Source organism: Streptomyces amakusaensis, assembly GCF_039532665.1.
Classification (GTDB): Bacteria; Actinomycetota; Actinomycetes; order Streptomycetales; family Streptomycetaceae; genus Streptomyces; species Streptomyces amakusaensis.
Genome location: NZ_BAAASB010000007.1, coordinates 321,035 through 341,972, shown reverse-complemented (window position 1 = coordinate 341,972; position 20,938 = coordinate 321,035). Strand labels below are relative to the sequence as shown.

The 20,938-nt window shown below is 69.1% G+C and carries 21 protein-coding genes; 2 read left to right on the top strand and 19 right to left on the bottom strand.

Annotation, left to right across the window (positions count from 1 at the left end; genetic code table 11):
- Window positions 1-2 precede the first annotated feature (2 nt).
- From ABD371_RS15610 to ABD371_RS15545, 14 genes are all read right to left on the bottom strand, one after another.
- On the bottom strand, window positions 3-1,832 hold the full coding sequence (locus ABD371_RS15610; RefSeq protein ID WP_344477137.1) for a hypothetical protein: 1,830 nt from the start codon (window positions 1,830-1,832) through the stop codon (window positions 3-5).
- Window positions 1,813-2,889, bottom strand: a complete 1,077-nt coding sequence (locus ABD371_RS15605) for a DUF8175 domain-containg protein (protein ID WP_344477135.1) — start codon at window positions 2,887-2,889, stop codon at window positions 1,813-1,815. The genes ABD371_RS15610 and ABD371_RS15605 overlap by 20 nt, the downstream gene beginning before the upstream one ends.
- Before the next feature lie 237 nt (window positions 2,890-3,126).
- Complete coding sequence (locus ABD371_RS15600) at window positions 3,127-3,465, bottom strand: hypothetical protein (protein WP_344477133.1); 339 nt, start codon at window positions 3,463-3,465, stop codon at window positions 3,127-3,129.
- A 48-nt stretch (window positions 3,466-3,513) separates the two neighbouring features.
- Complete coding sequence (locus ABD371_RS15595; RefSeq protein WP_344477131.1) at window positions 3,514-4,491, bottom strand: bifunctional lytic transglycosylase/C40 family peptidase; 978 nt, start codon at window positions 4,489-4,491, stop codon at window positions 3,514-3,516.
- A gap of 10 nt (window positions 4,492-4,501) precedes the next feature.
- Window positions 4,502-5,104 (bottom strand): hypothetical protein, encoded by a 603-nt coding sequence (locus tag ABD371_RS15590; RefSeq protein ID WP_344477129.1) that lies wholly within the window; start codon window positions 5,102-5,104, stop codon window positions 4,502-4,504.
- Between the two features lie 464 nt (window positions 5,105-5,568).
- Window positions 5,569-6,198 carry a hypothetical protein gene (locus ABD371_RS15585; protein ID WP_344477127.1) on the bottom strand — a complete coding sequence of 210 codons (630 nt, stop codon included), beginning with the start codon at window positions 6,196-6,198 and terminating at the stop codon, window positions 5,569-5,571.
- Complete coding sequence (locus ABD371_RS15580) at window positions 6,195-7,277, bottom strand: DUF2637 domain-containing protein (RefSeq protein WP_344477125.1); 1,083 nt, start codon at window positions 7,275-7,277, stop codon at window positions 6,195-6,197. The genes ABD371_RS15585 and ABD371_RS15580 overlap by 4 nt, the downstream gene beginning before the upstream one ends.
- Window positions 7,278-7,300: 23 nt before the next feature.
- Window positions 7,301-8,074 carry a DUF6195 family protein gene (locus tag ABD371_RS15575; protein ID WP_344477123.1) on the bottom strand — a complete coding sequence of 258 codons (774 nt, stop codon included), beginning with the start codon at window positions 8,072-8,074 and terminating at the stop codon, window positions 7,301-7,303.
- The gene (locus ABD371_RS15570) at window positions 8,074-8,799 is read right to left on the bottom strand and encodes an ATP-binding protein (RefSeq protein ID WP_344477121.1); all 726 of its coding nucleotides are present in this window, start codon (window positions 8,797-8,799) and stop codon (window positions 8,074-8,076) included. The genes ABD371_RS15575 and ABD371_RS15570 overlap by 1 nt, the downstream gene beginning before the upstream one ends.
- 2 nt (window positions 8,800-8,801) lie before the next feature.
- Window positions 8,802-9,107: a hypothetical protein gene (locus ABD371_RS15565; protein WP_344477119.1), complete on the bottom strand. Its 306-nt coding sequence runs from the start codon at window positions 9,105-9,107 to the stop codon at window positions 8,802-8,804.
- A 554-nt stretch (window positions 9,108-9,661) separates the two neighbouring features.
- Window positions 9,662-10,024: a hypothetical protein gene (locus ABD371_RS15560; protein WP_344477117.1), complete on the bottom strand. Its 363-nt coding sequence runs from the start codon at window positions 10,022-10,024 to the stop codon at window positions 9,662-9,664.
- A 58-nt stretch (window positions 10,025-10,082) separates the two neighbouring features.
- Entirely contained in the window at window positions 10,083-10,670 is a 588-nt protein-coding gene (locus ABD371_RS15555; RefSeq protein ID WP_344477115.1) for a WhiB family transcriptional regulator, read from the bottom strand.
- A gap of 100 nt (window positions 10,671-10,770) precedes the next feature.
- Window positions 10,771-10,968, bottom strand: a complete 198-nt coding sequence (locus tag ABD371_RS15550; protein ID WP_344477113.1) for a hypothetical protein — start codon at window positions 10,966-10,968, stop codon at window positions 10,771-10,773.
- An 8-nt stretch (window positions 10,969-10,976) separates the two neighbouring features.
- Window positions 10,977-11,288, bottom strand: coding sequence for a transcriptional regulator (locus tag ABD371_RS15545; RefSeq protein WP_344477111.1), 312 nt, complete (start codon window positions 11,286-11,288; stop codon window positions 10,977-10,979).
- A 341-nt stretch (window positions 11,289-11,629) separates the two neighbouring features.
- Between ABD371_RS15545 and ABD371_RS15540 the strand changes: the two genes are divergently transcribed.
- Window positions 11,630-12,505 carry a helix-turn-helix domain-containing protein gene (locus tag ABD371_RS15540; RefSeq protein ID WP_344477109.1) on the top strand — a complete coding sequence of 292 codons (876 nt, stop codon included), beginning with the start codon at window positions 11,630-11,632 and terminating at the stop codon, window positions 12,503-12,505.
- Between the two features lie 58 nt (window positions 12,506-12,563).
- On the opposite strand, the gene ABD371_RS15535 is transcribed toward ABD371_RS15540, so the two are convergent.
- The 3 genes from ABD371_RS15535 to ABD371_RS15525 are packed head-to-tail and all read right to left on the bottom strand — an operon-like array spanning window position 12,564 to window position 15,477.
- Window positions 12,564-13,748, bottom strand: coding sequence for an amidohydrolase family protein (locus tag ABD371_RS15535; RefSeq protein ID WP_344477107.1), 1,185 nt, complete (start codon window positions 13,746-13,748; stop codon window positions 12,564-12,566).
- A 23-nt stretch (window positions 13,749-13,771) separates the two neighbouring features.
- On the bottom strand, window positions 13,772-14,869 hold the full coding sequence (locus tag ABD371_RS15530) for an MAB_1171c family putative transporter (protein ID WP_344477105.1): 1,098 nt from the start codon (window positions 14,867-14,869) through the stop codon (window positions 13,772-13,774).
- Window positions 14,870-14,889: 20 nt separating this feature from the next.
- Window positions 14,890-15,477, bottom strand: coding sequence for a hypothetical protein (locus tag ABD371_RS15525; protein WP_344477103.1), 588 nt, complete (start codon window positions 15,475-15,477; stop codon window positions 14,890-14,892).
- Between the two features lie 643 nt (window positions 15,478-16,120).
- Here ABD371_RS15525 and ABD371_RS15520 point away from each other — a divergent pair.
- Entirely contained in the window at window positions 16,121-16,552 is a 432-nt protein-coding gene (locus ABD371_RS15520; RefSeq protein ID WP_344477101.1) for a pyridoxamine 5'-phosphate oxidase family protein, read from the top strand.
- Between the two features lie 194 nt (window positions 16,553-16,746).
- On the opposite strand, the gene ABD371_RS15515 is transcribed toward ABD371_RS15520, so the two are convergent.
- Together ABD371_RS15515 and ABD371_RS15510 are read right to left on the bottom strand one after the other, a co-directional pair.
- Window positions 16,747-18,837 carry a hypothetical protein gene (locus tag ABD371_RS15515; protein WP_344477099.1) on the bottom strand — a complete coding sequence of 697 codons (2,091 nt, stop codon included), beginning with the start codon at window positions 18,835-18,837 and terminating at the stop codon, window positions 16,747-16,749.
- A 394-nt stretch (window positions 18,838-19,231) separates the two neighbouring features.
- Entirely contained in the window at window positions 19,232-20,875 is a 1,644-nt protein-coding gene (locus ABD371_RS15510) for a recombinase family protein (protein ID WP_344477097.1), read from the bottom strand.
- Window positions 20,876-20,938: the final 63 nt, after the last annotated feature.

The following is a 20,938-nucleotide window of genomic DNA, read 5'->3' as shown; positions in this document are numbered from 1 at the left end:
GCTCATTGGTCCTTGCTGGGGTCCGGCCGGCCGGGTACCTGTCCACCAGTCGGCCGCGAAGGCGGCGTGGGCGAGACGGAGGGCCCGGGACTCGGGGTGGTCCGTGGTGCGGGGGAAGGAGAGGAGGGCGCCGCTGAGGGATGGGATGTCGGGGCCGGCGGCGCGACCGGCCGTGCGGCGGACGGAGCGGACGGGGGTCCGGCGAACTCGTCCCAGTTCAGCGCCATCCGGGCCCGCGGTGCCGAAGGTCGGGCAGAGGCCGAGCCGACGACAGGGCCCGAACTCGTGCCCTGCGGGCGGGCGGTCGGCGGTGCGTTGGACGCCGTGTTGCCACCAGACGGAGCCGGGGCCGGTCCGACGACCGGGCTGGGAGAGGTGCCGCCCTGCGGGCGGGCGGTAGCTGGAGCACCGGACGCTGCGTGGCCGCTGGCCGCGGACCAGTCCGGGGCCGAGCCGACGACCGGACCGGACGCCCTGCTCGCCGGAGCACCCGGTGCTCCGATGGGACCGCTGTCCTCGGGCTGACCCTGAGCCTGGTCAGAGCCGAGACCGCTGTTGGCGGCTTCCGCGCCCTGAGCGCCGGGGGACCCTGCCGCCTTGTTCTTCGCCACGTCGAACCCGGCCTTGGCCACCGCTGCCCCGACTGCGAGGGGGCCAGCGGCAGCGGCGGTGCCGCCGCCCATCTTGGCCCCGGCCGCTTTGGCCCCGGCCGTCTTGGCACCAGCGGACTTCCCGCCGCCAACGAGGGCATCCTGAACGCGGGAGTTGATCGCGCGGTTCGCGTGCTGCGCCGGGCCGTCGATCGCGGCGGCCGGCCCGGAGGACAGAGCGGCCTTCCGGTCGTGCTGGAGCTGGGCCATCTGGTCACCGAACGCTGGCACCCACTTGTAGAGGGTCGCCGATGCGAAGACCGCCAGCAGGAGGATCAGGGCGCCAATCAGGGTCTTGGAGACCGCATCGGACATGCTGCCCGTGGTGTCGCTGAGGACGGCGCCGCCCAGGCCGAGCAGCGCGAAGAGGATCGGCTTGCTGAGACCGATGGCGAGGATGCCACCGATCCACTTCTTGCTCTTGCCCCAGAGATCACGGTCGACCAGACCGGCGTTCACCACGGGGCCGAGCGCGACGGCCACGTAGATCGCGGCACCGCGGATCAGCAGCTCGATCCACATCAGGAGCGCGCCGGCCAGCATGATCAGGTTGACGACCAGCAGCTGCCCCACACCGTCCGTGGGGTTCGCCGCCATCACCTTGAGGATGTTCTCCAAGAAGGGCTTGAAGTTCTCCGTCGCGTAGGGCTCGAAGACGGCCGTGACCTCGTCGATCGCCTTGAGCAGGAGCGCGATGGCCCCCGGCGTCATCGCGTTGACCACGAACTGGAGGAGGAGGAAGCCAATCGCCTCGCCCACGGCGGTGGTGATGCCGACCCCGCGGACCGCCCGCTTGGCCACGGCGATCAGCCACAGCGCCACGGTGAGCAGGCTGGAGACCGCGAAGATGATCGCGTACTGCCGCAGGAAGCCCGGGGAGGTGAGGTCGATCTGCGTCGTGGCCTGCATCAACTCCAGCATCTTGCGGAGGAACCACATGTTGGCCTCCACCAGCTTCTGGAGCAGGAAGCCCAACGGGTCCCTCACGAAGTCGATGGCGGCCTTCGCCTCGCACACCATCGGGATGTAGCAGAAGGGGTTCGCCACCGCAGCCGGGACGAAGAGGAACCCGACGACGATGTTGACCACCGCGACGGTCCGAAGCCTGTGCCGCCAGCTGCTCGGAGTGCTCCGCTCGACCCGCAGCAGCCCCGGGGCGTCATCACGCAGTCGCAGGCGCATTGCCGACACCTCCCACCTTGGAGAAGCTGTCGGCCGAGTCCGCCTGCTGCATCGCGGGCGGCGCCGGCACGAGCGGCGCGGACGGGGTGACAGCGGTCGTCTTCCACGTGCCGTCGGCCCAGACGAGGTCCACGGTCATCCGCAGAAAGGCGACCTGCGGGCGGCGCGTCTCCTCCGCCCCCGCGACCCCTCCGGCCGACGCGGTCCACAGCTCGATGCTCGCGGCCTGGCGGGAGTGGGCGATGACACGGGTTGCCAGAACGGCAGTCCGGGTGATCAGCTCGCTTCCGTCCGCGGACTTGCCGTCCGTGCCGACCCCCCGGTTCTCCGAGACCAGGCGGGCCGTCGCGTCGGAGTCCGACGTGACCGACTTGAGCACGCTCGGTGCTGCGGTGGCCGCCAGCATCCGATGCCGCCACCCGCTATCGGTGAAGAACCGCGTGTCGCCGTAGAGCATGACCGCGCTGACCGCAGCGGCACGGGCCCCCCGCTCGCTCCGTTCGTAGGGTGCAGGAAAGCCGTCCGGCCCGGTCGCACCGGTCACAACCGGATCGTCCGCAGCGGCCGGCACGTAGCTGGAGAAGTCCTCGGCGACGTTGGACGTCTGCCGTGCGTCGATCGGCGCGACCAACCCGGCGGTGCTCGAACTGTTCTTGAGCTTCCAGTCGTTGGCCTCCCACACCAGCGTGACCGTCACCGACCGGTACCCCGCCGCCGGGGTCGAGTGCCCGGCCGAGCTGCCGCGGACCGTGGTCGTCCACAGCCTGACCATGGCCTCCTGGTCGTCGTAGCCCAGGACGCGGGCGGAGAGGACCCCGGTGCGAGCGATGGCCTGATCGGCGGAGACCGCCGAAGCGTCGCCCCGCAGGGAGGCGGCAGCCTCGGCGGCGGCCAGGTCGGCCTTCTTACCGGTCGAGTCGATGGAACCCCGGGCGGCCATGGCTGCCACGGCGCGGTGCCGGTGCTCGCTGTTCGTGAGGAAAGGGGCGCTGCCGCTGACCACGGTGAAGTTGGCTGCCGCCGCCTTCGCGCCGTTCTGCGTGCGCGGGTAGCCCACGGGGACACCGTCGACCTTCCGGGCCCGTTCCACGTTCGTCTGCGGGGCCGCGTGTGCGGGCGAGGACACCGAGGGGGCTGGCGTCGGCGGGGAGCCGGTGGCGAAGCTGACCACCACACCGGCAACGGTCACGACCGCGACCCCGCCAGCGGCTATGCCCGTGAGCCTGGCGGTCGACCGGGGAGGCCCCGACGCCTGCGAAGAATCGTTTCTCCTGCGAAATCGAGAGGTCACGGGTCACACACCCATGCCGTAGGTGATGCCGAAGATCGTGCCGAAGGAGGCGACCAGGAAGACGACGGTCAGGCCGCCGACCATCAGCCCCTTGCCGTGCGAACTCTCCATCGTGGAGTGGCCCTCGCCGAACCAGCCCTTCGACTTGCCGACACCGGCGAGGAAGGCGCCGGCCCCGACAACGAGGACGATGGCGGCGATGACGCCCAGGATCGTCTTCGCCGTCCCGCCGAGCTTCCCGAAGGGGCCCCAGTCCGGCTTGACCCCGGAGACGACGTCGGCACCGGCGGCGAGGGTGGTGTGCAGGGAGGGGTCGGCGGCAGTGGCCAGGAAGTTGTGCATGGTGAAGCCCCTTGGTGTGTTTGGTATGTAGTGAGGTTTTTATGGTGATTAGCCGACGCGTCGGATGGCGATGATCTGCGGCGTCCAGATGCTCAGCGGCTGGATGCGGACCTGGACGCCCGTGCGCGGGGCGTCGATCACCTCGTTGTTGCCGATGTACATGCCGACGTGTTCGGGACCGGACGGCCCGGGACGGGTGAACAGCAGGTCACCGGGGGCCAGCTGGGAGACGCCCGCGATGGCTTTCCCGGTCTTGACCTGGTCGTAGGTCACCCGCGGGATGTTCACGCCCGCCGCGGCCCAGGCCATCTTGGTGAGCGACGAGCAGTCACAACCGCTCGCGCCGGTGTACGGCGACTTGCAGGTTCCGCCCCACTGGTACCAAGTCCCCAGCGCAGTCCGCGCGGCCGAGACCGCGCGGGCGGCTCCCTCGCCGGCCGGGAAGTTCGGCTGGACGGCATCCGCCCATTTGGCCGCCAGGTCGCGGATGATCCGTACGTAGTCGCGGGTTTCCTTGTACGGAGGGATACCGCCGTACTTGAGCACGGCCCCGCCGCCCGCGTTGTAGGCCGCCAGCATCAGATCCGTGGAGTCCCCCGGTACGTCCTTGACCTGCTTGGCAACGGTGCAGTCGTACTTGGCCTGCGCCGCGACGGCGTCAGCCGGGTTGCGGGCGTCCTTGACGCCGTCCCCGTCGCCGTCCACACCGTGCTCCCTCCAGGTACCAGGCATGAACTGCGCGATCCCGACGGCGCCGGCCGGAGACACGGCGTCGCGGTCGAACCGCGACTCCTGGTAGAGCTGGGCCGCCAAGAGGGAAGCCGTCACCTGCGGGCACAGCCCCGCGTGCTTGTTGACGAGTTCGCGGACCCAGCCGGGAACGGGTGCGTCCGCCGAGATCCCGCCTCCGGGGCCGGCTTCCTCGCTGGAGCCCCCGCCAGCACCGCCGAAGGTCGTCAGCAGGGCGACGCCCGTGATGAGCATGGCCCCGGTGAGACCTAGGCCGAGCTTGGTGCTCTTGTTCATCGCGGCACCGTCACGCCCAGGGCAAGGCGGTGACCCGCCAGCCCCGGGGGGTGTGCTCAAGCCGCAGAGCGAGCTGTTCGCCGCTCCGACGCGGGGTTCCGGAGGCCGGGGTCGTGGTGAGGGTGTAGCCGACCCGGACCAGGGCGACCGCCCGTGTCGGCGGCGGCGCGCCATCGGGGACCACCGCGGAGGTGATCTCTACCGTCTGCCGGGCCTTCGCCATGCGGAGGGCCGTCCACGCCATGTCCTGGCCGGGCCGCTTCTGGCCGAGGACGGCGACCAGGTCGCCGGACGCGAACTGAGACGCGCGGACTCCGGCGTCGGCGAACGAACCGTCCTTGCCGTCTCCGGCGTCGTGCTCGGCGTAGGCCGTGGTGAACGCCCGCGCGATCCGCTCGACGTCTGGCGGCAGGGCGGTGTCCGGCGCTGCCGCCGGCCTTTCTGCGGTGCGGACCGTGGTCGGTGCCGCGCTGCCCACCGAGACGATGTTCGACTGTGCGGCCGAAGGGCCGGAGGTATCCGGCGAGCTGGAGCAGCCGGTCGAGAGCGCGGCCAGTGCGCCGACGACGCCCATGGCCGCAGGTATGCGTATGAAACGGCTGGATCGAGGCATGCGGAATCCACAATCTCGGTGCAAGGGGATTTCGAGAGATCGGGTGTTGCGGCCCCAGGGGGAGGGGCCGCAACACCCCTTCGCAGAGGAGGGGGTCGCCTCTGCGGGCTTGATCGGCTGTTCGCCGTGGAATTCGCGGACTAGGGGCGGCTGTGCGCCGCGTGTATCCGCCGGGTGTTCACCGGGGCTCGTCGGCAGACTTCCATACAGGTCGGACGCCGACTCCGGTTCCCGTTACCGTGACATAGTTTCAAGGGGACGGTGCGCGAAAGGTAATAGCTCATATCAAGGAAATCAGCCCCTCTCGGAAAGGGGAGCCCGGCAGTGGGCTCCATCAGGCCGAAATCGCCATGTGGCGTCGGCCGTGCCTGAATCCTCACAGAGGTCTGCGGACAAATCGAATCAGCAAGAAGCCGGAACCTAATTCCAGGAATTAGGTTCCGGCTTCTTGGCCGAGATGCTGTTTACACGGCCCGGCGCAAGTGCTCGATCGCCACTCCGAGCCAGGGGGCGGCCGGCCCGGCGATCAGCAGCGGAGCGCACACGCTGTACGAGAGCACGAGTTCCCCGGGCCCTGCCGTGAGGCCGGAGAGGAGGCAGTGGTCGAAGGGCATCCACGCAGGAGAGCCGGTCGGCCTGAGCCGCACTCCGGTGGAGGTGAGGACGAGACGGGCCGGGGTGTGGTCACGCCACTGCGGCTCGGCGGCAGCCTCGGCCTCCCGCCGTCGCCGGGCTTCGTGCGGGTTGGGCACCCACTGCCGGCCGAAGGACGGGTGGTCCTCGAAGTACCCGGTCGACCTCGGCTGCACGACGTCAGTCCCGTAGAAGCGCGCGGCCGAGCACCACACGTCCGCAAGGGCGGTCTCGCCCTCGGCCAAGGGCACGTCCGCCGCCTGGATCGGCTCCAGCCGGCCGCCGTTCTGGAGGTGAACCGCGAGCGCCGACGCCGCGTGCACTCCTTCGGCGCGGGCGGCCTCCTCCGGGTGGTTCTGCTGCCGTCGCCACATGGTCTTTCCTTCCTGGTCGACGGGGCCGGTGGCGGTCGCTGCGGTGGGGACCGCAGCGACCGCGCGGCACTGATGGGATGAGATCACCAAAGGGCGGTGGAGGTGCGGGCGGGGGGCGCCGACCGCTCTTCCACCTCGTCCTTCAAACGGGACAGGAGGATGCCCAAGCGGTCGTTGCTGATCGGCTGTCGTGCGCGGACGGCCTCCTTGATCGCGTCGCGGCTGATCCGTCCGCTTTCCTGGTAGGCGGCCCGCGCGACCGGCAACAGGTCCTCAAGCCAGTCGCCGCCGGGTTCCCGGTCCTGCGGAGGCTCGACGTCGTCCGGGACGGACGGTTCGCAGCCGTCCGAGTGGTCGCGTACCGGCTCCGGAACCAGCTCCTCAGCCGCCGCCGGGGGTGGTGTCGGCACTTCCCCGTCCGGGCCGCCGACGGGCATCCCGTCCGCCAAGGCCCGGCTCTCGTTCCCTCGGTCCGCGACCCCGGACGGGCGCGAACCCGGCCCGTTCGGAGCGTGCTCGCCGACGTTGCCCCTCCCGTGCTTGCGCAGGTCAACGACAGCGGGGACCACGTCGCCCGGCGCGGACGGCGCGGCCGTCGCTTCGGCCGTCGGCTCGGACCCGGCCGGGTGGACCTCTGCGTTCTCCGTACTGCCCGCAGGCGGTCGGACGGCTTCGCGGACCGGTCCGGGACCGTCGTCGGCGCGGTCCGGGACGGACAGTTCGGCGGCCCGCGCCATCAGGATGTACAGGTGGACGGAGCCCGCCAGCGCCAACGGGGCCAGCATCGACAGGACCGCGACGACGCTGTCCGTGAGGTACAGCGCGGACTGCGCGGACTGCGGACTGCGGTTCAGCGTGATGGCGTGCAGGGCGTTCGCGCCCAGGCTCGCCGCGGTGGCCGCGAGGAAGAGGAACCAGGTGTACAGGCGGGACAAGAACGGCCTGTTGCGGAGAAGGACGATCGCCCGCACCCCGTACGCAATGAACCCGTCGATGAACAGCGGGAACAAGTAGGACAGGCTCTCCCGTGCGTGCATCGCCACCGCGATCTGCCGCAGCGCGTCGTACGAGAAGGCGAAGCCGGCCGCGCCGAGCAGCACGATCGCCGTCCGGTCCCAGGCCGTCATTCTGTGCAGGGGGACCGCGGACCGAGAGCTGTTGGTCACCGGGGCTATGTGCGCGAGGGACATCAGAGGTCGCCCCCCTCGCGCGGGTTGATGAACGGCCAGACGGGGGTCTGGGAGAGCAGCAGCCCGAACTGTTCGAGGGACGTCACCTCGTGCACGTGCTGGCTGGGGCAGCTCATGCACGACACCCTCAGCGCGATGGACTCCGTGCCGCCCTGGTCGGAGTAGTACAGCTCCAGGTGCTGGCCGCCGACGGTGTCGAGCGAGGCGAACGCCTGGAGGTGCTCCTCGAAGGACAGGAGACCCAGCGTCTCCCACTCCAGGGTGGCCGCCTCAGCGCCGAGGAGACGGTGCGCGTACAGGGCCGCAGCCTTGACGGACCGGGGGCCCCAGGTGTGGAAGGCGTCCTCCCGAGCGGCGGTCCGCCGCTTCTCGGCGGCCGTGAGCTGTTCAGCCGCAGAGACCATGATCGGATGGGGCATCGGAGGGCCTTCCATGAAGTTGCTGGTGGAGATTGTGTTGCTGTCGCCGTGGCCGTTGGCGAGACGGAGCAGGACGTCCGCGTGGCACGGCAGGTCGAGGGGGCAGGTGCACATGAGGTCGAGGCCGCGGAGTTCGCGGGCGAACCCGTCGGCGTAGTAGCGGCCGACCGGGCCCCGGAGCGTGGCGGCGAACAGGTCCACCGCTTCCATCGGGCCCATCGGTGCCCCCGCCGGTGAAGGGCGGCGGTCCCCGGCCGTGAACGGGTTCGCGTACGGGCTGAGGGGTCCCACGTATGCACAGGCTGTGGACAGGGGTGCGGCGTCCGGCGCGGCTCCGCGCAGGCGAATGGGCATCAGGCTGCCCTCCCGCCACGCCGACGGTCCGCGCCGATCATCGGGACGAGGCTGGTCACCATCTCGGCCAGTCGGCTCGCGACCCGGGCCCCGACGAAGTCGCTCAGGTCCGGCCCGTGCTCGTCCCGGGCGGGAAGGTTGGACGTGATGATCGTCGGGAGGCAGCGGTTGTAGCGGGCGTTGACGAGCCGGTACGTCACTTCCTCGGTCCACTCCGACGTCTTGGCCGTGCCGAGGTCGTCCAGCAGCAGATACTGCACCTCGCTCAGCCGCCGCAACTCACGCTCGGCGGCACCCATGATCTGAGAGGGCCGCAGTCGGCCGTACATGTCGGCGGAGTTCACGGTGATCACCTCGAACCGGTCGGGGCCGCCGGCCGCGACCTTCCGGAGTGCGCCGTAAGCCTCGTGGGTCTTTCCCGTGCCGGTCTGACCGGTCAGGAGCAGGGCACCGGCGGCGGCGTTGTCGGCCAGTGCCCGATCTGCCCAGGCCATGACTTCCGGGAGGGTGGCTTCCGCGTCGCGGTACCGGGGCGGCGTCGCGGCGCTCCAGCGGCTCAGCGCGTAGTCGGCGCGGGCCCGGATGTGCCACTGCCGGTCGCCGGGGTTGGTGTCCGACGGGTCGTCGGTGATGTCTTCCGGCACGACCGGTAGTCCTCTCGCTGCGAGTATCCGTTCCATGGCCCGCAGGGATGCGGCGCTGCCCGCGCGCTGGGGGTGGGCCATGATCAGAATCCGTTCTGGTAGGCGCTGGGCTGGGCCGTGTTCTGGTACGGAACCCAGGTCCCGGGCTGTCGCCGCAGCGGCACGACGTTGGTCTGAGCCGCCGGTTCCGGGGCCTGGTCCGGCAGATCCGCCCAGATGCGGAGCAGGTAGCGGGCGGACAGCGGCGGACGGTCTGCGTTCCAGCGCCGGGCGACCATCTCGACCAGCCGGGCGTGCCCCCACCGGGCGGAGAGAGCTGTTACCCGGCCCCATTCCGCTTCGCTCAGCCGCCAGCCGACGACCATCCCGGCCCCGGTCATCGCGGCCACCAGCTCCCGGGCGCCCTCCGGGACCTCGACCGAATCCTGACCGGCTGGAACTTCACAGCGCTTTGAATCAGGAAAGCTAGCTTGCTTTTTGGTGGTGGTAATACTCCCGTAGGGAGTATTACCACCACGCGCACGCGAGGAAGCAACTTCCGGTTCTCCGCGAAGAGACTTCCACTTTGGGGGAGCCGCTGCGGATTCCCTGGAAGCCCCTTCCTGGAAGATTTTTCCGGGTTGAGGCGCAGTGGGGGCGGAAGTAGGAAATTCCTTCCCCGTTGTTCCGGAGTTATCGGCGGCCTGGCCGACGAGGAGAATTGAGTAGCTGCTGGGATTGGAGGCACCGCCTCCGCGTTCACGGCTGATTTCCCCGAGCGATGCCAGGTCGCCGAGGCACGTCGTGATCGAGCGGACCGTGAGACCGGTCAGTGCCGATATTTCGTCCAGGGTTAGGGTCGCCCGGCCCTGGTCGTCTGCCTCCCGGGCCAGAGCGAGCAGAACGAGCCGTGAACCCCGGCACGCTTTGGATTCCGACCAGACCAAGTCCGTCGCTATTTCGCTCATGCGCCGGCCCCGTCGAGTATCGCTATGCGCCGCGCCGGTGCGAGGCCAAAAGACTGGTCGTCTTCCGGGATGTACCCTTTCTGGGTAGGGTCCGGGGTCAGGTAAAGCTCCCCGGTCGGAAGGTAGAAGTCGTGGGCGAGCCGCCAGTCCGCGACGTTACCGAAGGTCCGGCGGACCAGCCGGGCCACACCTGCTTCTACTTTGCGGTCGAGAAACGTGCGATGGAAGTCCGGTTCAAACAGGTGCGTGGTGCCCCGTCGGGCCGGGAAGATCCTGACAAGAATTGCGGAGGGAGAAATCTCGCCGATCGCTCCGCCGAGGGAATTGCACGCCGAGGCTTTGGGGTCGTTCTGAGGCATGGGAAGGCTCCAAAGGCGCAAGGGATTCCTTGCGAGAAGAATCGTTTACTCGCGCCCGTCAGGCAGCGTCAATACTTTGAACCGGCTGTGCGACCAGGTCAGTCCGGCGCTTTTTCCGGTGGAGCCGAGTGAGCTTCAAAAGGTACTCGCGTGTTATCCCGAGCCCCCTCGCCACGGCGTTTGCGTCCATCGTGGAGTCCGCCGCGAACCGGGCGATAGCCTCCGCCCGCTCAGCCTTGCTCAACGCTGCGGTAGAGCCCCGCAGGGTCCGCCCCACGGCACCTCCGTCCATGCGCTCCTGCCAGCTGGCGCGTAGGGCGGAGCGCTCGGAAGCGATCAGACCCCCGCGAATCCCGAATTCCTCGTCGTCCCGCAAAGACTCCATCAGGCAACGGGCCGCCGTCGTGAGCGGGCAATCCGCGCACATATTCAGCGGCCTGACCAGGGAAAGACCCAGCCGTTCCACCGTCTCCATGGGTTCACTTTGCGGGCCGTCGCCGCAAGGGAAGAACATGTCGGTATCCCGTCCGGAGCATCGAGCGTTCTCGGCCCAGTGCTTTCCTTGGGCCTTGTCGGACTCTTCAAGCAGGGGGCCCCAATCGCCCCGCAAAGCCGCCTCGGAGAGGTCGGATATTATGGTTCTCATTACGCCTCATGGTGCTAGCGGCACACGGAGCCTTATGAGGCCCGGTGCGAGAAAGGGAATCGGGAGCTGTTGCAACTCTCGATGAATTGGGAGGCGTGAATTACGCGGCTTCGCTGTCGACCGAGCCTTCGGTAGCAGGCTTCGCGAAGTTGTAGACGCGAGAGTCGCCGGGGATCGAGAATTCGACGTCGAGGATCTTCCCCAGGGTCTCCCACGTCTCGTGGTCCCAGTCCGGCGAGGCATCGAGTTGCGCGCTCACCCAGGCGTCAATGGCAGCGTCGAGGTCGTCATCAGCCACGACCGCCCTCACGCTTCCAGCCCGCGCAGCGTGGCGGTCCGCAGGTCGAACGTATGGCCCGTCGCGGCCCACTTCGCGTGAGGAAAGGAGCGGATGATCCACCGCGCGAGGGTCAGGGCGCGGGCGCGGGGGACGCGGAGAGTTCGGCCGCACTCGTCTACAGCGGTCAGCCGCAGGTGGGGCCACAGGGTCCGGGGGCCCTGGAGGCGGACGTGGATGGCAACGGCGCCAGGCAGCAGGGCGGCCAGTTGGATGGCCAACCGTTCAGCCGGACCCGAAGCTATGTCCTGCTCCGGGTTGCGCTCCGTAGCGGGGGTCATGCGACACTCCTCTATGTGGTACGCCACTCCGTTGATGCCGTGCTAGGAGCACGGAGTGGCTGTGCGTGACCACGCGCCCTCGCGAAAAGGGAGCGGGTCACGGGCTGTCAGGCGTCCGGGAGCTGCGAACTCTTGGGCGCCGATGGCGTTTTGAGGGGAGGAGGCGCATGCCAGCGGCGCGCGGTTCCTCCCCTCCATCTCGCTGGACCCGGGCAGGGTCGGCAGGATGGACGAAAGGAGGGGGTGCGAATCCCCTCGTTTTTCGCTAAACTGAAGCTATCGCATTTCAGGGAAAAAGTCAACGCGCCGAAGTTTCTTCGGTTCAGGCAAAAAGAGGTCGCATGTCAGCCCGCCGCTTCGATCGACACCGGGTTCGCTCGGTGCGTCGAGCTGCCGAGATCTCGCAGTCCGATGTGGCCGAAGGCGTCGGCGTCGCGGATTCGACGGTGGCGGGATGGGAGCTGGGCAGCTCGGTGCCGGATCAGGAGAGGCTTCCTGCCCTCGCGCAGGCGCTCGGGCAACAGCTCGATGAGCTCTTCCCCCGGAGCGGTCCGCCGGATCTCACGGACCTGCGGTGCGACGCCGGCCTCTACCGCAGGGACACGGCGAAGATCATCGGAATGAAGAGCGACGGCCCGGTGGCCGGAGCCGAGGGCGGTGTCCGGCACCTCAAGGATCGGTACCTTCCGCCCCTGGCGGACGCCTACGGCGTGACCGTCGAGGCGCTGCTGCGAGCCCAGAAGAATTCGTTTGCGAAGCAGTCGGGCGGCGAAGAGGCCAACGAAGAGGCCGGCGCCGAGGAGGCGCCGTGCACGCTGGCCGACAAGATCACGCTGATGCTGGAGCGTTCGTACGAGGCGGGGACCGCTCCGGGAGACACCGAGATCGCGGCGGCGGTGAATACCCACGCCGGGGCTGAGGTCACCTCGGCCGCCGAGATCGAGTCCCTCCGGACCGGCCGGAGTGAAGAGGCGGCCCCGGTCGTCCTGGAGGGGCTGGCCAAGTTCTTCGGCGTCACGCGCATGTACTTCGAGCCGGACGAGGCTGTTGCCCGCCAGGTCTACGAAGGACTCCGGCTGATGGGGGCCGCCAAGCAGGGGAAGGTGGGCCGGGTCCGGGCCCGCGGGATCACCGCCGAGGGCCTATCGGCCGGAGTCCTGTCGATCCTCAACGACCTCGCCACCGAGCTGGAGAAGGCCGACCCGGACACCAAGTAGTGCCTGCCCCCCCGGACCTGCCAAGGCCGGGAACAGGCACTACCGCAGTGTTTCCGTCCTACTCGGCCGTGTCGGGCTGGTAGCGCCGGCCGGCAGCGAACACGGCCCTGATGTTGCCCAGCGCGGTGAGATCGGCGAGCGGATCGCCGTCGACCAGCAGGAGATCCGCACGGAACCCGGGGGCGATCCGCCCGGTCACCGAGCCCAGGCCGAGGGCTGTTGCTGCCTCGCTCGTCGCCATGTCGATGATCGAGCTGTTCGCCAGGCCCAAGTGCGAGTAGAACCCGAGGGCCGGAACCAGCCCGTTGAACCCCGCGCGCTGCACCCCGGCGTCGGTCCCCGCGACCAGGCGCACCCCGGCGTCCGCCATCTGCCGTACGAGATCGAACATCGCGGCGGCGCGCTCCTCACCGAAGATCCGGGGGAGCATCCGCCAGTGGGGGCTCACCGCGGGGCAGACAACAATCCGCCGGTCGATGATCTCCTTGAGCACGTCCTGTCGGAGGTCGAGACCGCTGTCCGTCATCCAGGTGCAGTGCTCAATCGTGTCCACGCCCGCCTCGACGGCGGCGGCGATGCCGTCGGTCCCGTGGGCGTGCGCGGCCACCTGCACGCCGGCCTTGTGTGACTCGTCCACCAGGGCGGCGAGTTCCTCCGCCGTGAACTGGCTCTCGTGGCTCGCGGGCCCGCCCTTCGTCAGCCCGCCGCCGGTGACCATGGCCTTGATGACCCCGGCGCCGGCCGCGACGTTGCGGCGGACCAGGTCACGGACCTGGTCCTCACCGGACACCTCGCCGCCGAGGAAGTGGCAGTGCCCGCCCGGCGTGGTCAGCGGGGTGCCCGCCGACACGATCCGCGGACCCGGGGTGCTGCCCTCGCCGATCGCCGCAGCGAGTCGCAGCGCGAGGCCGTGGCGGTCGCCGAGGTCACGGGCGGTGGTGACGCCGCTGCGTAGAAGCTGCTCGGCACGACGGCGCATGTCCTCGAAGAGGGTCTCGTCCGTCGAGTTCGCAAGGGCCGGCACCGGGTCCGGGCTGCCGTCGAAGATCAGGTGCACATGGGCGTCGACCAGCCCCGGCAGCAGCGTGCCGTCGAAGTCGAAGCGGGGGACGCCTTCGCTGGCCTGTCGCTCGATCTCCGCCCGCGGGCCCACGGCGGTGATCGAGTCGCCCTCGGTCAGCACCGCGCCGTCGTCAAGGTACTGCCCCGAAGCGATCAGTACCCGTGTGCTGGTGAACAGCATTTCGCCTCCGTGATCTTTGTGTGTCACGCCGCATCCCGCAGCGCGTCGGACACCGCAATCAGTTGTCGTACATCCGATTGCCGGTCACTGCCCCGCGCCATGGCCAGGGGCACAGCCGGGCGCGGTGCTGGCACACCCTCCCCGACCCGGGCCGCAGCCCGGTGCAGCCGCGCCGCCAGCTCCTTGGCGTCGACGTCGAGAAGCCGCCCGTCCTCTCCCTCATCGAGCAGGTGAGGGCTGATGTCCACGAGGCCGTCGCGGCACTCCACGATGCGGCGGTGGTACCGCCGGTGCACCCCGCGGGCCCGCCACCGATCCAGCGCCGCAGGCGACGCCGGCCGGAGTACGTTCTCCGGGTACGCCTCAGTCAGCAGTTCCCACAGCGGGGCGAGCCGTCGGTGATCCCGACGGTGCCGGAGCCAGAGCCGCAGAGAAGAGATCCGGGCCCGCGCTCCCGGGTACGTGACCCCCGCCGCGAACAGCAGGATCGAGACCACCAGGAGGATGGCCACGGGCGCCATCACCGCCGTGGGAACCTCGACTCCGGCCCAGCGGACCGCGACGAAGACGGCGCGGACCGCGCAGGCCGCCGCCATCGTGCCGAGTCCCACCGCTGCCATCCACAGGCCGGTGGAGTGCGGGCGCTGGGACATCCGCGCAAAGCGGCGCGTCCACCGGGCCGCCATCGCCAGGGCGTACATCAGGTACAGGCCGGCACCGGCGTAGAAGAGGGCGACCTGCGGAATCGTCATGTCCGCCGTGCTGAACGATCCGACGAAGACCTCAAGGGGCGCCGACAGGGCTGCCACCGAGATCCCGACGATGACGCCTGCGGCAACGACGGCTTCCTTCCGGGCCCGGCTGCGGCCCGCCTCAGCGTCGGTGGCGGAGTAGAGGTAGAAGCACATCAGGAAGTAGACGGACAGGACCAGCAGCATGTTCTGGATGAGCTTCGCAGACCCGTGCCCGGCGACCATGTCGATGCCGGAACTTCCGCCGGGCATGGTCACCGGGTACGACAGTGCGGAGCAGGCCAGGCAGAGCGTCACCGAACGCAGTGGCGCATCGTGAGGAGAACGCTTGAGCTGGTAGACCTTCCACACGAGGGCGGCCAGCAGCACCAGGAGCAACAGTTCCACGCCTACAGCCACCCTCGTCGGTCACCGAGCGCCGCTTCCACACGGCGGAGTTCGGGGTCGTCCGACAGCGGGGTGGTGCCGTCCAGCACGGACGACCACTCCAGAATGATCGTGGCCACCAGTTCGACTGCGCACTCCTCGCCGTCGTCGTACGAGCATCGGCGCGCGACGCGCTTGATCGTCTCGGCGGTGAACACCGGCAGCAGGTTCGCCCAGCCCTCAACGAAGACGGCAGCCTCGTCCGTTACTTCGCCGGCCGTCGTTTCGTCAGCTACCTCGTCGGAGGCTCCGGCGGCGGCCCTCGCTGCGGCTTCCTCGTTCTCTGCGACGAGGATGTGGCCGATCTCGTGGAGCCGGATGTGGTCCTGATGCAAGCGTGTCGTCTCTGCCTGGTAGAGGATCACGTCGTAGTCGTCGTACTCGACCCACATCCCCGACGGACCCGGCTTCGGCAGCGCGGCCTCCCGCAGGTACAGAGGCCGTCCCCGTCGGCGGCTGAGCGCCTCGCAGAGCTTGTCCACGTCGAGCGGAGGCGTGACCCCGAGGTCTTGAAGTTCACGCCGGATCAGCCGATGCAGATCCCGTTCCACCGTCCGTCTTGCCGCCGGCCGCCAGCGGCCTAGCAACCGGCCACGGCCCGCTCTGCCCTTCGCGGGCGCCTTACTGAGGCCTGCGGCTCCCAGGCGACCCTTCCCTGACCACATGTGATGTACCTTCCGACACGCGAGTGATGGCTCCCCCGAGCCGGGCGACCCGCGAAGACGCTGCTCATCCCCGCGCGGTCGTCGGCGGCACTGCCGCCCACCCGTTACGTCCCCTCGACTTCCGGCCAGGCGCAGAGCCCGACCCTCCAGAGCGCATCGCCGCAGGTGGCGAGCCTCAATGGAACTGCTGGGGAACTGCCAGCGACATTACGTGACGTCTTTGCCAAGTCATGACCAAGTCTGGGACGAAAGGTCATGATCAACTTGAATGACCCATAGAAATCGCTGATGTGGCAAAACGCACCAAACCGCCCATGTGGGATTTGATCAAGGCTGTGAGCTGCGGCTTTGGTGGGGAGCGTGGACGCGTCAATTTGCGCGATCATGAGGCCGCCTTGTTACCGATCCGTAACTTCCTGGGTGAGGGTGACCTTGCCTGCGACTCCAGGTCGTGGAACCGCAGTTCAGGCGGGCTGTGGTCATGCTCACTTCCGGAGGTGTCGGGCAAAACTCGCTATACGCTCAAGTCATGCTGAATGTGATATCTGGCCAACCTGACGGCTACGTCGAGTTCTGGTCCGAGTACCACCTGTGCACCTTGACCACGCTTCGCCCGGACGGTCGACCCCATGTTGTACCCGTCGGCGTGACCCTCGATGTAGCCGCCGGAGTCGCCAGGGTCATCACCCGCAGGTCCAGCAGGAAGGTGGCGAACATCCTCGCGGCCGACGAGCCGGCCCGGGTCGCGGTGTGCCAGGTCGACGGGGGCCGGTGGGCCACTCTCGAAGGCGTGGCGGAGGTCTGCACGGACGCCTCGGCTGTCGAGGATGCCGTCACGCGCTACGGCCAGCGGTACGGCCGAACGCCAGCTCCCGACCCGGAGCGGGTAGTCATCCGGATTTCGATTGAGCGGGCGATGGGCCACGCGACGCCAGCCGCACCGCGGCCTGCCGCTGCCTGAGCGGCTGAACCCACGGCTCGAAGCCTGGATCGGCGTGGCCCGCCGGGGGCTGGGCGGAGTGATCGAGAGCCGCGGCGGCGGGCTGAGTGGGGTGCCTGCGGACAGGCAGCACCCGTTGGGGAAGGACTTCGGCGGCCCTTGTGGGAGGGCCGCCGTTTCCGGCCGGGTGCCTGCCGCGCCGGGCCGGGGTGCGGTCAGGCGTGGTAGATCGCGTACATGCGGCCGTCGTGGACGGTCAGGCCGGGAGCGGCCAGCACCGTCGGGGTCCATACGCTGTGCTGGGAGCCGCCGCTGACAATGTGCGGAGGGTTGCTCCACCCCCAGGCGCCCTGGTGGCTCTCCCTCGTCCAGGCAAGGACGGCGGGGCCGTCGGTGCCGGCGTGGGCCAACCATCCGTAGCCGCCGTGGCTGTGCGCGGTGGGCCCGTGGGCGGAGCGCCACCCGCGGTTGGGCTCGGCGATCCACGAGTCCTGCGAGTTCCTCACCAGGGAGATGAGGGAGCTGTCGTCGGTGCGGTGGTCGACCATCAGGGTGCCCTTGGTACTGGTGAGCGCGGGTGTGCCGTGCGCCGGGTAGAAGTTCCTGATCGTCTCGGGGGTGTTCCAGTCGGTGCCGCCCCTGTAGTCGGCGACGTGAACGCGGCCGTCGCTGCCGGCGTGGGCGCAGTACAGGCGCCCGTTGTGCACGGCCATGGACGGCGCGTAGGGGGTGACCCAGTCGCGGATCCTGTTGGTCCGGCTCCATGAAGTGCCGTCGTACCAGTTGTGGTGGATACCGTGTGTCCCGCTGGTGCTGATGTGGAGGCAGTGGAGCTTGTCGTCGTGGACGGCGAGGGCGACGGACGCGGCGCTGGAGGTCTGGTTGATGCGGACCGGGGTGGTCCACGCGCGGCCGTCGTACCGGCTCCACATCGTCGCGTTGTCGCCCACCCGGGTGAACACCGCGTGCAGCACACCCCGGTAGGAGGCGATCCGCGGGGCGTTCGTCGTCTTCCAGTCCAGCGGGACCGGTGCGCTCCACGGACCCGCCTGGTCGGGGGTGGACCCGTGGGTGCGGGTGACCAGTTCGATCGCGCCGGTGGGGTAGACGGGGTGCTCACCGGTGTAGCGGCAGGTCAGCGCGTGGTCGCCGCCCCCGGTGAACCGCCAGGTGATCTCCCCGCGGACGGCGGCCATGGCCATGTCGTCGCGGGTGAGGACGATCGTGCGATGGCAGTCCAGGTCGTCGTCGTTGCGCAGGACGTCCATGAGCGCGACGAACAGCTTCCCAATCTCCCAGGCCACCGTCGCCGGCAGCGGGATCGGGTCGGGGAGCGCCCCGATCGGATTGTTCAGGGCCCGCTCGATCGTCTCGATCGCGGTGTACAGGGCCTCCTGGAGCGCCTTGTACCAGGCCGCGTTGCTCTGGTCGGCCTCCCACACCTGGATGCTCGTGATCAGGGTCCCGGCGTCGGAGGCCTGCTCGTCGACGAACACCCGGTTGTTCGCGTCGAAGTGGCGGGTCTGGCCCTTCTTGACCGCCCCGAACTCCTCCGAGATGAACGTCCGGCCCCCGCCGCCGGCACTGGCGGAGGAGGTGAAGTAGACCTCGGGCTTCCCGCCCCCCTGGTCGCCCATCGCCTTGTGGACGTAGAACCGGTCCATCTCCATCCGCACCCGCCACCCCGCCGTGCCCGCTGCCTCGGCTGTGGCAGCGGCGGCGGGGTCGCGGTAACGGGCCACCCCCGACACCCCGAACCCCGACTTGCCCATCGCCTCCAGGAACGCCGGCTCCTCCTCCGCGCCGCGCGCGAAGTCCTCCGCACTGGGCAGCGACACATTCGGCGCCGCCGCCGCCTCCGCCGCCAACTGCGGAAACACCGCCGCCAGGTCGGCCATGGCGAACCCCGACGACACCGGCCGCGAGGCGATCAACTGCGGCACCACCAGCGAACCCGGGTCCGTCGACTGCACCGTGCCCCGGTACGCCCCGCCCCACTGCGTCACCTCCGCCATGGGGACCGCCTTGTCCAGCACTCTCATCAGCAGCATCTCCAGATCCGTCGGCGGCTGCTTCACCCGCAGCCGGTCCGCGCCGTGCAGCGCCACCCCGAGGAGGAGGTTCGCCAGCCCCGGCGCCCCCGAGGTGCCCGGCGCTGCCGGTGAGCGCAGCGCCGCCAGCGTGCGCGTGCTCCTCGGCCGCCCCGCGAGCAGCGCCTGCAACCGCTCGATCCGCTCCTGCGGCGTCCTCTCCCCCAGCGGCCCCGCCTCAACGGCCGCACCCTCCCGGACTTCCGCCTCCGTCATACCGGACTCCTCTCACCCGCAACCCGGGGGTACGACACCCCGCCTCACCACACCAACGATCCGGACCATCGGACCAGAGACGGGACAACCCGAACGGGTGACCCCGAGCCGGGCCGAGCGCCCCGGTTCGGCGCGATACCGGCGCAGCGGATCTCGACCGGCCCCTGGCCCGCGTCGCCGGTCCCGGGCCCGCCGTACGGACTGCCCAAGCGCCGCCACGGCGCGGACGGCCGGGCAATGCGCGGCGCCCAGGAAACCGACGTGGTCGTACCGGAGCGGGGAGAGGCGGGCGAGCGGGGCAGAGCGAGGTGAGGTCGACCACGTCACGCAGTGCAGCCGCCAGGGCCTCCCCAGTGGTTCGCCCCGGAGCCCAGCTCGTTCAGACCTGTGGCTGCTACTTCCAGACGGGGATGAGTCTCTTGGGGTTCGGTGTCTTGTTTCCCTTTTGTCCAGGCAGGACCTGGACGGCGGCGAAGATTTCGAACAGCACCTGGCGCTTCTGTGCAAGGTCGTACTCGCCAGCGAGCCACTTCTTGGCCACGTCGTTAGGCGCCTCGTTTTGCGTCGCTGCTGCCAATTCGAACTTGGCTCGCTCGCTGCGCAACTTCTTGATTTGCCTCTCCAGAGGCGGTGCCAGTCGGTAAAACATTGCGTCAGGGACTTCGTCGGCCTGCCACTGCTTCTCCAATCCGGCGAGCTTGTCCGCCTTCTGTTGGAGTTTCTCCTCGTCAGGCCACGCGACTTTGACCGCAATGAAAGTGGCCTGGGCCTTCTTCAGTTTCGCCAGCACCAGACGCTGGAGCTGCTGGTCGACCATGGGGCCGGAGATCGCGTTGCGTGAGCACGTCGAGCAGGTGTAGACGTAAGGGCTTCGTTTGCTCGCGGCCTTCGTCCCGCCCATGGGCTCGTTGCAGACGCGCGTCGTGACCGCCCCGTCCTTCTCCTCCTCGATGCGGTACTGGCAGCGGAGGAGCGTCGACCCCAGGTACTTGACGGTTTTCGGGATTCCAGTGATCCTCGGTGTTCCCGAGCCACGGGCAAGGTAGGTGCTCCCCGCCCCGAAGGTGGCGCACACCGCACGCCACTTTTCCGGTGTCGTCACGGTTTCCCAGATGCCCACGATGGGCTCGTTGTCGTCATCCAGAACGAGTTCGCCGCGGTTTGCGCGATATCCGCACACGCGAGGAGCGGTCATCATCTGCGTGAGCGTCTGCGGAACGAGATCATTTCTGCGGGTGCCCGTCAATTCTCGCCGCTTCGATTCGTCGCAGAGGGTCTGTACCGCTTTCCCCTTGATGCGCTCGTCAATGGCCCATGCCAGAAAGTCTGACTCGGCCCGCCGAAGCGTTGTCCTGTCTTCGTTCCAGCCGAACGGCCTCGGGCCACTGTGGGGCAGTCCGTCGAGTATTCGGTCCTGGTGCCAGTCGCGGATTCGACGCTTCTTCTTCATGGACTCGGCCTTGTTGACCACTGCCATGATGCCGGTCTTGATGATCTCGCTTTCCTCGGTGAGATCCATTGGCCCCGACGGTGTGTAGAAGCGCCGGCTCGGGTCGAGCGTGATCGCCTCTACGAAATCTTCCCAATCCCGGTCAGTGCGCTGCACGCGGTCCTGGTCGACGCAGATGATCCCGTGGACCGGGTAGCCCTCCGGCGTCTGCCCCCTGCGAAGGTCCCGGAGCATCGCCTGGAAGTCCGGACGGACCACGTTGCGCTTCGAGGCCGTCAGGTCGTTGTCGGTGTACCGGTGAACGATCACTGCACCGTGGCGGGCGGCGTTCCTGCCGTTGCGGCGGTGCTGGTTGGCCACGCCCTTACCGGCCGACCACGCGGACGTGGCTGCCTTCTTCTTGTTGTGCTTGCGCCAGTCGTCCGAGATGCGGGAGTACGCGATCAAGAAGGGCGTGTCGGGGTGCAGCCGGACGAGTTCGTCCGGCGGAGCGAGCCCGGCGGGCCTGCCGCGCAGCTCAAGATCGTCCGGCCCGGCTTCCTCCGGAGCGGTGTTGGCTATGGCGTATTGGTCACGGGATGTGCTCAAGGTCTTACTCCTGGCCAGGCCGCGCGAAAGCAGTGCCGGGCGGTCTGGATCATGCGACGATGC